The sequence below is a fragment of the Rhodoblastus sp. genome (genome assembly GCF_052145335.1).
Lineage (GTDB): Bacteria > Pseudomonadota > Alphaproteobacteria > Rhizobiales > Beijerinckiaceae > Rhodoblastus.
On sequence record NZ_JBKQOU010000289.1, the window covers coordinates 1 to 13,650 of the forward strand.

The following is a 13,650-nucleotide window of genomic DNA, read 5'->3' on the forward strand; positions in this document are numbered from 1 at the left end:
TTTCGGAGAAATTTCGCCGCGCCAGATCTATCGTGAAGCCGATTCGCACGCCGGCGGCGACAAATTTCTCTCGGAACTGGGCTGGCGCGAGTTTTCCCGCCACCTGTTCTACGCCTTTCCCGACCTCACCTGGAGCAATTTCAATTCCCGCTTCGACGCCTTCCCCTGGAGCAGCGACGAGACCGCCCTGAAGGCATGGAAGCGCGGCGCGACCGGCTATCCGGTCGTCGACGCCGGGATGCGGCAGTTATGGGAGACCGGCTGGATGCACAATCGCGCCCGCATGGTCTGCGCCTCGTTCCTGACCAAGCATCTGCTGATCGACTGGCGCGAGGGAGAGGCCTGGTTCTGGGATACTTTGATCGACGCCGACGAGGCCAACAATGTCGCAAACTGGCAATGGGTCGCCGGCTGCGGCGCCGACGCAGCGCCGTATTTCCGCATTTTCAATCCGGTGCTGCAGGGCGAGAAATTCGATCCCGACGGCGCCTATGTCCGCCGTTTCTGCCCCGAACTCGCCGGCCTGCCGGACAAATTCATTCATCGGCCCTGGGCGGCGCCCGCCGCGGTGCTCGCAGCGGCTGGGGTGAAGCTGGGCGAGACCTATCCCCTGCCCCTCGTCGACCATGATTTCGCCCGCCGCCGCGCCCTTGCGGCTTTTGAGGAAATTTCCGGCAAAGCGTCTTTTTGAACTGGCTTTTTCGGCGGAGGCCAACGCCTGCCTAGCGAACTCCGACCGCCGCGAGGGCGTTTCTGCAGGAGGCGCCGACCTCGGCGAGCCGGCGATTCATGCAGGACGGGATGCCGGAAGCCCGCGTGACGTGACCGCAAAATCTCCTCGCGTCCGCTTCGCACCGGTGCGTGACGGCGACAAAGCGATGAAGCCTGTCGCCGCAGGAACGCGACAACCGGCTGTGATGGGTTTCGATACAGGCCCTGACGCTAGCGCCAGTCGGCGTCACCCGGCCGCACGCGGAATTGAGCGCCCAGTAACAGGATACATTGGAGGCCAGCGCCGTTCCTGTGGTGAAAGCGGCGGCAAAAAACAGGAGCGCGGCAACGACAGCCGCTGTTTCGCGAAAGGTCTTCAAATCCAATCTCCACGCTCGCGCGTTTCCACCGCTTTCAAAGGCGGCGCCAGCGCCAAGCTTTAAGATGTTTCAATGGTCAAGTCACTCCAGCCGAAGCGCCGGTCGCGAGCGGCGCCGGCCTTGCAGGCTCTCTTCAGGCTCGCTAGCATAGATATAAAAGTCCATAGGAATTGTCATGAAAGTCACGGATTCGGTTCTCGACGCCATCGGCCACACGCCTCTGATCAAATTGCGCCAGGCTTCGGAAGCCACCGGCTGCGCCATTTACGGCAAGGCGGAATTCATGAACCCGGGCGGCTCGGTCAAGGACCGCGCGGCTCTGGCCATTATCCGCGACGCCATCGACAAGGGCGAGTTGAAACCGGGCGGAACCATTGTCGAGGGCACGGCTGGCAACACCGGCATCGGACTGGCTTTGGTCGCCAACGCCATGGGTTTCAAGACCGTGATCGTCATTCCCGACACCCAGTCGGATGAAAAGAAAAGCTTTTTGCGCATGCAGGGCGCGGAACTGATCGAGGTTCCCGCCGTGCCCTATTCCAATCCCGACAATTACGTGAAGTATTCCGGCCGGCTGGCCGAAAAGCTGGCCAAGGAAAATCCGAATGGCGCCATCTGGGCCAATCAGTTCGATAATGTCGCCAATCGGCGCGGCCATGAGGAAACCACCGGGCCGGAAATTTTCGAGCAACTCGACGGCAAGCTCGACGGATTCGTCAGCGCCGTCGGCACCGGCGGCACGCTCGCCGGCGTCGGCTTGGCTTTGAAAGCGCGCAACCCCGACATCAAGATCGCCCTGGCCGACCCGATGGGCGCGGCGCTCTATTCCTATTACACCTCTGGCGAACTGAAATCCTCCGGCGCGTCGATCACCGAAGGCATCGGCCAGGGCCGCATCACCGCCAATCTGGTAGGCGCGCCGATCGATTTCGCTTTCCAGATTACCGACGAGGAGGCCCTGCCGCTGCTGTTCGACCTGGCGCAACACGAGGGCCTGCTGATGGGAGGCTCCACCGGGATCAATATCGCCGGCGCGATCCGGCTGGCGGGCGAGCTTGGCCCCGGCAAGACCATCGTCACCGTGCTGTGCGATTCGGGCGCGCGCTACGGGTCGAAACTGTATAATCCGGTTTTCCTGCGCGAAAAAAACCTGCCTGTTCCGGGCTGGCTGCAAAAACTCCCCGCTTGAGCCAAAAAATAGCCTTCCGCTGAAACGAGTGGTTTCGCTGGACGCGGCCCAGATATAATTTGGGGCGATTCAGGGAGAAAATCATGCCGGGCGAAGCCGAATCCAAATATCTCGTTTCCACCGATTGGCTGGCCGAACATCTCGGGGCGCCGGGACTGGCGATCGTCGACGCCTCCTGGCACCTGCCGACCGCCAATCGCAGCGGCGGCGCCGAATTTCTCGAGCGTCATATCCCCGGCGCGGTCTATTTCGATATCGACGCCATCGCCGACAACAGCAACAACCTGCCGCATATGCTGCCCGACCCGGTGGCTTTCTCCAGCGCCGTGCGCAAACTCGGCATCGGCGACGGCATGAAAATCGTGGTCTATGACAGCGTCGGCCTGTTCTCCGCGGCGCGCGTCTGGTGGATGTTTCGCGCTTTCGGCGTGCGCGACGTGGCCGTGCTCGACGGCGGCCTGCCCAAGTGGCTCGCCGAGGGCAGGCCGGTGGCCGAGGGCGAGGCGCGGCCGCAATCGCGCCATTTCACCGCCCGGCTCGATCACGCCCTCGTCGCCTCGCTCGACGATGTCCGCGCCGCCAGCGCCAAGGCGGGCGTGGCCGGCGCTCCGCAACTGGTCGACGCCCGCTCCGCCCCGCGTTTTCGCGGTGACGAACTCGAGCCCCGCCCCGGCCTGCGCTCCGGCCATATTCCCGGCGCCCGCAATCTCCCGTGGAGCGACCTGATCGTCGAGGGAAGGCTGCTCCCGCCAGAGAAATTGGCGGCGCTTTTCGCGGGCGCCGGTTTCGATCCGTCGAAACCGACCATCACCACCTGCGGTTCGGGCGTTTCGGCCTGCATCGTCGCCCTGGCCATGGCGACCACGGGGCGTTCCGCCGTCCCGGTCTATGACGGCTCCTGGGCGGAATGGGGCCTGCGCTCCGACCTGCCGATGGCCAAGGGACCGGCTTGAGATTTGCCGCGCCGATGCGTCAAAAGGCCGCGTTTGGCGTCTTTGGGGCTTTTTCCTGCGTCGCGTGGCTGCTTATCGAGGAAAAATTTGCGTCCGATGATCACATAAGCAGCAAATTGACGCCAAATGTGTCGCGTCGCCGCTGGCTTGTCGCACGAGGCGATGTTATGACGCTAAGGTTATTCGCGGAGGTCGGGCGGCGAGCCCTCGGCCCTCGTGTTTGACAGGAGAATCGCCCAGGAATGAAAAAAGTCGAAGCCATCATCAAACCCTTCAAACTCGACGAGGTGAAGGAAGCGCTTCAGGAAGCGGGGCTGCATGGCATCACCGTTACCGAGGCGAAGGGTTTTGGCCGCCAGAAGGGCCATACCGAGCTTTACCGTGGCGCGGAATATGTCGTCGATTTCCTGCCCAAGGTCAAAATAGAACTGGTTCTGGCCGATGGCGCCGTCGAGCGCGCCGTCGAGGCCATCCGCAAGGCCGCCCAGACCGGACGCATCGGCGACGGCAAGATCTTCATCTCCAATATCGAAGGCGCCATCCGCATCCGCACCGGCGAAACCGGCGCCGACGCGGTCTGACATCTCCCGCCAGATAAATCCCATCCTTTTTCCACGTCACCTTCAATGACAAGAGGCGCTGAAATGACGACTGCCAAAGACGTACTGCAGAAAATCAAAGACGAAGACATCAAGTATGTCGATTTGCGCTTTACCGATCCGCGCGGCAAATGGCAGCACGTCACTTTCGATATTGCCCTCGTCGACGAAGAAATGTTCTCCGAAGGCACCATGTTCGACGGCTCGTCGATCGCCGGCTGGAAGGCGATCAACGAATCCGACATGATGCTGATGCCGGACCCCTCCACCGCCACGGTCGATCCCTTCTTCTCCGCCGCGACCCTGTCGATCGTCTGCGACGTGCTCGAACCGATGACCGGCGAGCCCTATAACCGCGATCCGCGCGGCATTGCCAAGAAGGCCGAGGCCTATCTCAAGACCACCGGCGTCGGCGACACCGCCTTCTTCGGTCCGGAAGCCGAATTCTTCGTCTTCGACGACGTGCGTTTCAAGGCCGACCCTTACAATACCGGCTTCGTGCTCGATTCTATCGAACTGCCGACCAACCAGGACACCCCCTACGAGGGCGGCAACCTCGGCCACCGCGTCCGCACCAAGGGCGGCTATTTCCCGGTCCCCCCGGTCGATTCGGCGCAGGACATGCGCGGCGAAATGCTCGCGGCCATGGCGGCCATGGGCGTCAAGGTCGAAAAGCACCATCACGAAGTGGCCTCCGCGCAGCACGAACTCGGCATGAAGTTCGGCACGCTGACCACGATGGCCGACCATTTGCAGATCTATAAATACGCCATTCACCAGGTCGCCAATTCTTACGGCAAGACCGCGACCTTCATGCCCAAGCCGGTGTTCGGCGACAATGGTTCGGGCATGCACGTCCACCAGTCGATCTGGAAAGACGGCAAGCCAGTGATGGCGGGCGACAAATACGCCGACCTGAGCCAGGAATGCCTGTGGTACATCGGCGGCATCATCCGCCACGCCAAGGCGCTCAACGCCTTCACCAATCCCTCGACCAACAGCTACAAGCGCCTGGTTCCCGGCTACGAAGCCCCGGTCCTGCTCGCCTATTCGGCGCGCAACCGCTCGGCCTCCTGCCGTATTCCGTGGTCGAACAACCCGAAGGCCAAGCGCGTCGAAGTCCGCTTCCCCGATCCGGCGGCGAACCCCTATCTGGCGTTCTCGGCCATGCTGATGGCCGGCCTCGACGGCATCGTCAACAAGATCGATCCGGGCGCCGCGATGGACAAGGATCTTTACGATCTGCCGCCGCGCGAGTTGAAGAAGATCCCGACGGTCTGCGGATCCCTGCGCGACGCCCTGACCTGCCTCGACAAGGACCGCGCCTTCCTCAAGGCCGGTGACGTCTATAACGACGACTTCATCGACAGCTATATCGAGCTGAAGATGCAGGAAGTGATGCGCATGGAAATGACCCCGCATCCGGTCGAATTCGACATGTATTATTCCTGCTGATTTTTGCTCAGTGTAAGACGAAGGGCGGCCCTCGGGCCGCCCTTTTTTGCGCCCGATTTCGCCGGAACGCCAACGGCAGAGGCGCCTTTTGTTCGAAGCAGTCACGCACACCATCGCGGCGGCCGTAGCGCGCCAATTCGGCTCGGACGGCCGCCGCGATGACGAGCGAGATCAGGGCTGCCGGGGCGGGCCGACGAGCGGCGTTTGCACCGGCTTGGCCATGCCGAAGAAGACCACGACGCCCTCGCCGGCACAGCGAGTTGAAACGGTCTCGTCGGGTTTGCCGAAACAGGAAGCGTGATCCTGCCAATTGTTGGTCACCCAGACGTCGCCGGCCGGCCCGATGCCGACGTCGACCTGTAACTGCAAGCCGCCCCCGACATAGCCGCCCGGAGGCGAAATCGCGTCGCCGGTCTTGATGCCAGACGGGCAATTCTCGGTGCGGAAGCCGCAGAGTTGCACGATCCCGGCCGCCGAACTCGTGAAGTTCGAAACCCAGATGTTGTCGTTGCCGTCGACCGAGACCGCCCACGGCCCATAAATGCCCTTGCCATAGACTGGCGAGAACGCCGCCTCGCTGCCGTCGGGGTGCAGGACCGTCAGGCTGCCGCCCTCCCAGCCGGGCTTCTGTTCGACCATGGCGGCAACCAGAACGCGGGTGATCCTGCTGGAAGCGTCGCGGTCGCCGTCGTAATTGACCTTCCCCGCGACGGCCATTTCCAGCGTTTTCAGGCGAGCCCACTCGGAGCTGCCGAGCTTGTTGGTGATCCACACATTGCCAAGGCTGTCGACGGCGAGGCCGCTGCTGGAGAAGCCGGTCTTGAAGGTCTCCGGTTTGGTGACGTCGCCGCCGGGAAAGCGCGTGACGTGGTCGGCGAGAAAGTTGGTGACCCAAATGTTGCTGTTCTGATCGACCGCGACTGCGAAGGGTGTCAGGAGCTTGCAGGGATTTTTAAGGGGATCCGAACTGGGGTTCTGGCAAAGGAGTTCGCCCTTGGAGGTATCTCCCTTGGGGAAACGGACGACCTGGGACTTCATCGTGTCGATGGCCCATATGTCTCCGCCGGGCGTGGCGATGATGCCCTGCATCTTGCTGATCTTGCCGTCGAAATTATAGCCCTCCGGCGGCGAGAGCGGCTTGCCGCTGTTGTCGAACACAGAGACGGTCGTGTTGCCGCCGAAACTGGTCAACCATGGATTGTCGTGGGCGTCGATGGCCAGGCCGAAACCGGGTCCCAGCAGGCCGCCGCCAGTGAAGCCGCTGACGGCGGGCGAAAGCGGCTTGCCGTCGGGCGCGAATTTGGAGAGGCCGCCCCTCCACAACGCGTCCTGGTTCTGGGCGCCGACCATGAAATTATCGGCGACCCAGGCATTGCCCTGACTGTCGAACATCAGCTTGCCGCCGCCGCTCAAGCCGCCGCCCGAGAATTTCAGCGGCAAAACCCAGGCGCTCGGGGCGAAGCTCAGATAGGGCGTGAAAGGCGCGGGCCGCAGCTGGGATTGATCCTTGTCGACGGGATAGAAATCCTCCAGCAGGGCGAAGATTTTTTCCGGCTTATGCCAGGGGACGCGGGCGATGGACTGAGCCGCCGAGAGCGTATCGGCAGGCGCCTTGCCGTCCGGCCCCGTGGCGGCCGCGAACAGACTGTCGCAGGCCTCCGCCTTTACCCGAGTGGCGCAGCCCGCGAGCACGTTCGACAGGGTGGCGAAATTGGCCAGGGTCGGGGTCTGTGAGCTGTTCAACGGACCCGCTATGGCCTCGCCATATCCGCCGGTTTGCAGATCGACGAAATTCGGAACATTGCCGGCGGCGATGCGCAGGCCGAGGGCGTGACCCCTGATCTCGGCGCCGTCGATGAATTGCGCATGGGTCCAGACCGAAGCGACGGTCGTCATTTCGTTGATCGTGACATGCGACGGCGGTTTTCCACCCGCAACCGTCATCAGCGCCAGCGCCGGATTGTCGCCGCCGGTCTTGTCGGCGGACGAATGTCCCCCTTTGGCGATCAAATAAATTGAGGCGTCCGCGCCGGGAGCGCCGGTCGAGCCGAATGTGAAACGTCCCTCAGCGTCGGTGCGCGCCTGCCCAATCTGCTGGGGGGCGCCGGAACTCGCCGCCCAAAGCGTCACGGTCGAGTTGGCGACCGGTTGGCCTCCGGCGAGCACTAGCCCTTCGAGAGCATCGGCCGCCGCTGCGCCGCAAGCCAAGCTGAATGTGACTCCGGTAAACAGTAGAGAGGCTATTTTCAACTTGCGTATTTTGCGCATCTAACACCCCGCTTTGTAGTTATCTCCGATCAAATTCGAACATCGACCGGCGCTGGTCGAAATCGGCTCGTAGCGGCAAAGCCAACTGAGTTTCGAACGATGTACACGCGGGTTCGACGGGCGAAACGGCGTCGCGATCCTCGGGCGCGGCGCGTCGGTCGCCGCCGCGTCAAACCGCCCTATTGCTACAGTTTGATGCAACGCCGTCTTGACAAATAGTAGAACTCCTGCTGCGCGAGGTTCTTCTACCGTCCCGCGCTCAATCCGTTATGCTCAACCTCCGACTCCGGTTGCGGGTTCCCGCTCGCGCCCAGGCGGTCATGCTGTTTCCTTCCACCGACCACATCGTAAGGACTTGGCGCAAAATGACCGCCGCTGAAAATCGATCTCCTCGATGCGGGCCATTTGGCGCGAAGCCATCAAGCGATTTGCCACGGAGACTTCGACCATGAAGCGATTGACGGATTGGGGGCGTGTCGCCGCCCCGGCGCTGCTCGGCGCGGCGCTGCTGGGGGCCCTGCCCGCGCTGGCGCAACAGACCACCGGCGTCCCCGGCTCGCCCGAGGCCACCACCACCATCGACGGCAAGCAGCTTCCTCCGCCCGACCCGAAGTTCGGTGGCGTGATCAAGGATGACGCCCTGCAGTCGAAGCCGTGGTGGGCGCCGCGCGTCACGCCGCCGAAGAGCGCGCCGAATGTTCTGCTGATCATTACCGACGACTCCGGTTTCGGCATGCCCGGCGCCTTCGGCGGGGTGATCCCGACGCCGACGATGGACGCCATCGCAAAGGAGGGCTTGAGCTACACGCGCATGTTCTCCACGGCGCTGTGCTCGCCGACGCGCGCCGCGCTGATCACCGGCCGCAACCACCACTCGGTGGGCTTCGGCGTGATCTCCGAGCAGTCGACCGGCTTCCCGGGCTATAATTCGATCATCCCGAAGGAAAAGGCGACCATCGGCCGTATCCTGCTCGACAACGGCTATTCGACCGCGTGGTTCGGCAAGGACCACAACACGCCGGCCTTCGCCGCGAGCCAGGTCGGGCCGTTCGACCAGTGGCCGACCGGTATGGGCTTCGAGTATTTTTACGGGTTCGTCGGCGGCGACGCCAACCAGTGGGAGCCGAACCTGTTCCGCAACACGACGCAGATCTACCCGTTCAAGGGACAGGAAGGGCAGTGGAACCTGATCACGGCGATGGCCGACGACGCCATCGACTACATCACGCGTATCCACCAGACCGACCCTTCCAAGCCGATCTTCATCAAATACGCGCCCGGCGCCACGCATGCGCCACACCATCCGACCAAGGAGTGGGTGGACAAGATCAGCGCCATGCACCTCTTCGACGACGGCTATGAGAAGCTGCGTGAGCGAATCTTCGCCAACCAGAAGAAGCTCGGCATCGTCCCGCAGGACGCGACGCTCACGCCCTGGCCCAAGGACATTTTAAAACCCTGGGACGAACTCAGCCCCGAGGCCAAGAAGCTGTTCATCCGTCAGGTCGAGGTGTTCGCAGCCTACGCCGCCTACAGCGACCACGAAATCGGGCGGGTGATCCAGCAATTCCAGGATCTCGGCAAGCTTGACAACACGCTGGTCATCTACATCAACGGCGACAATGGCACCAGCGCCGAAGGCGGGCCGCTCGGGACCCCGAACGAAGTCGCCTTCTTTAACGGGGTCAGCGAGATGCCGGTCGAGGAACAGATGAAGTTCTACGACGTCTGGGGCACGCAATATACCTATAACCACATGTCCGCGGGCTGGTCGTGGGCCTTCGACACGCCGTTCGACTGGTTCAAGCAGAATGCGTCGCGACTCGGCGGCATCAACCAGAATATGGTCGTGTCGTGGCCGGCGCGCATCAAGGACAAGGGCGGCGTTCGCGACCAGTTCATGCATGTGAACGACGTAGCCCCGACGATTCTCGAGGCCGCAGGCATCGCGGAGCCCGAAGTTGTCGACGGAATCAAGCAGGTCCCGATGGAAGGGACGAGTTTCCTCTATACTTTCGACGAGAAGAACGCCAAGGCGCCGTCGCGGCACAAGCTGCAATATTTCGAGATGATGGGGCAGTGGGCGCTGTACGACGACGGCTGGCTGCTCTCGACCAAGGTCAACCGCGCGCCCTGGCAGGCGTTCGGCCCCGCCAATCCGGACCCGCTCAACAACCAGGTCTTCCAGCTCTATAACCTGAACGAGAACTGGAACCAGACGGACGACGTCGCGGCGAAATATCCGGAGAAGGTCGCGGAACTGAGAACGAAGTTTATCGCCGAGGCGAAGAAGTACCAGGTCTTCCCGCTCGACGCGTCGGTGGCCGCGCGCATCGTCGCGCCGCGTCCGAACATCACCGCCGGCCGCACGGAGTTCGTCTATACTCGGCCGATGACCGGGCTGCCGCAGGGCGACTCGCCGTTCATCCTCGACGCCTCCTATACGTTCACTGCGGACATCGACGTGCCGCAGGATGGAGGCGAGGGCGTGATCGTGACCTCGGGCGGCCGCTTCGGCGGCTACGGCTTCTACCTGCTCAAGGGCAAGCCGGTGTGGCTGTGGAACCTGGTCGATCTCGAGCGCATCAAATGGGAAGGAACCGAGGCGCTGACCCCCGGCAGGCACACGGTCGAGTTCGATTTCAAGTATGACGGGCTCGGAGCGGGCACGCTGGCGTTCAACAACTTCAGCGGCCTGGGGCGCCCGGGAACGGGCACGCTGAAGGTCGACGGCAGGGAAGTCGACAGCAAGCAGATGCCGAAGACGCTGCCGATGATCCTGCAATGGGACGAGTCCTTCGACATCGGCTCCGACACGCTGACCGGCGTGAACGACGCCGACTACAAGCCGCCGTTCCCGCTGACGGCCAAGCTCAACAAGCTGACGATCAAGATCGATCGTCCGCAACTGTCGCCGGCCGATATCAAGGCGTTAGAGGAGGCGATGAAGGAAAAGGCGAGGGCCGACTGAGCGCGTCGCGCCCCGCCCGAGCAACAGCGAAGCCGATTGCGGCCGACGCCAAATAGGGGTCATCAAATAGTCGCCGGCCAGTGACAGGTTCGGCGTTGCGATTGCCCGCCTCCCGAGTGAGACCAGGGAGGCGGGCATGGGCGTGCGGGAGCCATGGCCTGGGCATCTCGTGCAAAATGAGCCGTTACAGGCTTAATGCAGGAAAATGGAGCCAAGCCTATGACCCGTAACAAGATTGTGTTGGGCCTTGCCCTCGCCGCCTCCCTCGTCGGCTTCGCGCCGGTCGCCGGCGCCGCCCCCATCGCCGCCTCGCGCGCGGTCACCCTGTCCTCGACCAATGGTTCGGTGGACGTGACCCCCGTCGTCGTGGTGCGTCGCACCACCGTTCGGCGGCCTGTCGCTCGCCGCCGCGTGGTTCGCTGAAGCCTTTGGCCTGCCGCGCGCCGGCGCGCGGCCTTGAGACAAGAAGCTCGCGGATTTCGGTCCGCGAGCTTTTTTTGTCATCGCCGCTTGCACAGGCGATCAGTATGTATTGGAGCTTGGCTGCTGCACGGGCGCAGTCGCAGGTGAGGCTGGCTGCTGTTGTTGCGCCTTCTGCTCCTGAAGCTTTTTCTGCTTGTAATAATGGTGCGCGGCGATACAGCCCGCCACCGCGCCGGTGACCGCATGATGTCCGGCATAATGGCCGGCGACGCCGCCGGCGATGGCGCCGCGAATGCAGCCCTTGGCCTGCGCCTCGCCGGGAAGCCCGAGACTTGAAGCCAGCACAATCGCCGCAACGGCGGCAGCCGATCCGGTTTTGATACGCATGTTTGAAAACTTTCGCCGTAGAGGATCCCCAAGGCCCTATATGGGGGAAAGCTATCGAACCGCCAGACGGGGTTTTATGCGACGCCTTACGTCACGCGGGATGGATCTCGCTTGGGTTGTATGGAAATTGCAACGCGCCACGTGTGCAAAAAACGTGAAAAAACGTTCTAATTTCGGGATATTTTGCGCGAATTTGCGCAGTTTTCCGCTCTTTTTCGTTCGTTTCGAACCTGTTTTCCTCCGCTCAACCGCGAGGTTGTCTATGACCGCCGCGCTACGCGAAGCTTCCCGGCTCCCGCGCTAACCGCGGGCGAGCTCTAGAAAATCATGTGATTTCAACGACAGGAGCGCAATGGCGCCAACCCGGACCCACGAAGCGTTTCACGTGGAACATATCACGAACATTCTCTGTTCGGATAATCGGGGTTTTTCCGCGCCATTTTCACTTTCACCTTTTGCAGGCCGGACTCCGGGGACAGGGAACCAATTGCTCGCCAACGCGGACCTATCGGTTCTTTACCGAACCGGCGGCCACTTCGTTTGAAGAGGCTTTCGCGCGACCGACAGCCAAAGCCGCTACGAGGCTCAACGCCAGCAGAAGCGCGGCGAGGCCGTAACTACCGCCGGGACTGCGGCCGGAAGCGATTTCCCAGGCCAGGATCTGGGTGAAGGTAATCGGGCCGATCATGCCGGAAACGCCGCGAAGGCTGGAAAGCGCGCCCTGCAGGGCGCCCTGCTCCGACACGCCGGCGAGCCGCGTCGCCAGGGCCTGAAAGGCCGGACCGGTCAAGCCCCACAAGGCCACCAGCGGCAGGGCGGCGACGAAGGCCGAGCCGGTCGGCGCCAAAGCATAGGCGATGAACCCGGCTATGCCGCAGGCCAGCCCGACGAAGGCCGTCGGCAGCTCGCCGATTTTCTTTACCGCCTGCCTCACCAGACCGGCGGCGACCACCGTCTGGGCTATGCCGACCAGCGCCAGCACCATGCCGGTGGTTCGCGCGTCCCAGTGATAACGATAATCCGTATAGAGCACGAACAGGCTGGGCAGCGATTCATGCGCCAGATAGGACAGGAACACCGCCACCGCCAGCAGCGACAGGGACCGATCGCGCGACAGGAAGCGCAGCGAACCCATCACATGCGCTGTCCGCCAGACGATTTTCCTGGTGCGGTTTTCCGGCGCCAGCGACTCCGGCAGCACGAAATAGCCGTAGCAGGCATTGAGCAGGGAAAAGCCCGCCGCGCCCCAGAACGGCAGTCGCAGGTCGATCTGGCCGAGCCAGCCGCCGATCGCCGGCCCGAGCACGAAGCCGAGCCCAAAAGCCCCGCCCAGCATGCCAAAGCGGGCGGCGCGCTTTTCCGCCGGAGTGATGTCGGCGATATAGGCGCTGGCGGTGGAGAAACTCGCCGCGGCCGCGCCCGAGATCAGCCGGCCGACGAACAACCAGCCAAGTGTCGGGGCGAGGGCCATGACGACATAATCGAGGCCGAGGCCGAGATTGGACAGAAGCACCACCGGGCGTCGGCCGAACCGGTCGGACAGCGCCCCCAGCAGCGGCTGACACATGAACTGCATGAAAGCCCAGGCGATGCCGAAATAGCCGACCATGCGTGAGGCGTTGCTGAAATCGCCGCCTTCGAAGGAAACGATCAGTTTCGGCAGGACGGGAATCATCACGCCGAGAGCGATCATGTCGAGGGCGACCGTGATGAAGATGAAGATGAAAGCCGCCTTGCCCGGCTTGTAATTCTGCAACGCCATTCGCTTGCGACTCCGACCCACGCGCCCGGCGCGATTTTTCGCGCGTTGAACAGACGCCCGCTCTAACGCGTCGACGGTCGTCGAGGCAAATGAAATTCATTTCAAATTACTCGGATGACCAAGATGCCGGCCAGATCGCGCCTACCGGATTCCGCTAAGCGCCGGGTGACGCGCACGCCGGATGGGCGGCGCTGCCCGCGCCTCGAAACGCCGCGTTTCCGGCTATCCGGAGCTGCCGCCTGAAAATGGCGGCGCTTTTTTGTCGCCATAGCATGGAAATCCACAGGCCGCGAAAAATTGTTTTCGTTCTGTTCACATCCTGCGCGATTTCATGTTAAGGAACGCCACTCGAATGCACGAATCCGAACAGGGCTCATGGCTGACAATTCCGATCTTTTTGGCGCTCCCCCTTCGACGGCCGGCAGAGCCGTCCGGGACAAAAAGCCCGCTGTCGAACTGAAAAAGCCGCAAAACGGCACGCCGGGCGAAGCCGACTATAACGCCTCTTCGATCGAGGTGCTGGAGGGGCTGGAGCCGGTGCGCCGGCGCCCC

At 62.8% G+C, this 13,650-nt stretch carries 11 protein-coding genes; 7 read left to right on the forward strand and 4 right to left on the reverse strand.

The features are described from left to right. The coding region (locus ACLP2E_RS17880; RefSeq protein ID WP_442466709.1) for a cryptochrome/photolyase family protein at window positions 1-691 on the forward strand (691 nt) is incomplete at its 5' end. Window positions 692-722: 31 nt separating this feature from the next. Here the strand turns inward: ACLP2E_RS17880 and ACLP2E_RS17885 are convergent. Next, window positions 723-1,091, reverse strand: a complete 369-nt coding sequence (locus ACLP2E_RS17885) for a hypothetical protein (protein ID WP_442466710.1) — start codon at window positions 1,089-1,091, stop codon at window positions 723-725. Window positions 1,092-1,266: 175 nt separating this feature from the next. Here ACLP2E_RS17885 and ACLP2E_RS17890 point away from each other — a divergent pair, with 175 nt between their 5' ends. From ACLP2E_RS17890 to glnA, 4 genes are all read left to right on the forward strand, one after another. Further along, window positions 1,267-2,280: a cysteine synthase A gene (locus tag ACLP2E_RS17890; RefSeq protein ID WP_442462361.1), complete on the forward strand. Its 1,014-nt coding sequence runs from the start codon at window positions 1,267-1,269 to the stop codon at window positions 2,278-2,280. 83 nt (window positions 2,281-2,363) lie between these two features. Further along, entirely contained in the window at window positions 2,364-3,233 is an 870-nt protein-coding gene (sseA, locus tag ACLP2E_RS17895) for a 3-mercaptopyruvate sulfurtransferase (protein ID WP_442462360.1), read from the forward strand. 242 nt (window positions 3,234-3,475) lie between these two features. Next, window positions 3,476-3,814, forward strand: a complete 339-nt coding sequence (locus ACLP2E_RS17900; RefSeq protein WP_442462359.1) for a P-II family nitrogen regulator — start codon at window positions 3,476-3,478, stop codon at window positions 3,812-3,814. Window positions 3,815-3,877: 63 nt separating this feature from the next. After that, complete coding sequence (gene glnA, locus ACLP2E_RS17905) at window positions 3,878-5,287, forward strand: type I glutamate--ammonia ligase (protein ID WP_442462358.1); 1,410 nt, start codon at window positions 3,878-3,880, stop codon at window positions 5,285-5,287. A 171-nt stretch (window positions 5,288-5,458) separates the two neighbouring features. Here glnA and ACLP2E_RS17910 read toward each other — a convergent pair whose 3' ends face one another. Next, complete coding sequence (locus ACLP2E_RS17910) at window positions 5,459-7,555, reverse strand: hypothetical protein (protein WP_442466711.1); 2,097 nt, start codon at window positions 7,553-7,555, stop codon at window positions 5,459-5,461. Between the two features lie 448 nt (window positions 7,556-8,003). On the opposite strand from ACLP2E_RS17910, the gene ACLP2E_RS17915 reads away from it, so the two are divergent. Both ACLP2E_RS17915 and ACLP2E_RS17920 read left to right on the forward strand, forming a co-directional pair. Then, a complete protein-coding gene (locus ACLP2E_RS17915; RefSeq protein ID WP_442462356.1) occupies window positions 8,004-10,526 on the forward strand; it encodes an arylsulfatase in 2,523 nt (840 codons plus the stop codon). Between the two features lie 219 nt (window positions 10,527-10,745). Beyond that, entirely contained in the window at window positions 10,746-10,949 is a 204-nt protein-coding gene (locus ACLP2E_RS17920) for a hypothetical protein (protein WP_442466712.1), read from the forward strand. A gap of 99 nt (window positions 10,950-11,048) precedes the next feature. On the opposite strand, the gene ACLP2E_RS17925 is transcribed toward ACLP2E_RS17920, so the two are convergent. Together ACLP2E_RS17925 and ACLP2E_RS17930 are read right to left on the reverse strand one after the other, a co-directional pair. Then, window positions 11,049-11,336 (reverse strand): hypothetical protein, encoded by a 288-nt coding sequence (locus ACLP2E_RS17925; RefSeq protein WP_442462354.1) that lies wholly within the window; start codon window positions 11,334-11,336, stop codon window positions 11,049-11,051. 505 nt (window positions 11,337-11,841) lie between these two features. Beyond that, on the reverse strand, window positions 11,842-13,098 hold the full coding sequence (locus ACLP2E_RS17930; protein WP_442466713.1) for a TCR/Tet family MFS transporter: 1,257 nt from the start codon (window positions 13,096-13,098) through the stop codon (window positions 11,842-11,844). Window positions 13,099-13,650: the final 552 nt, after the last annotated feature.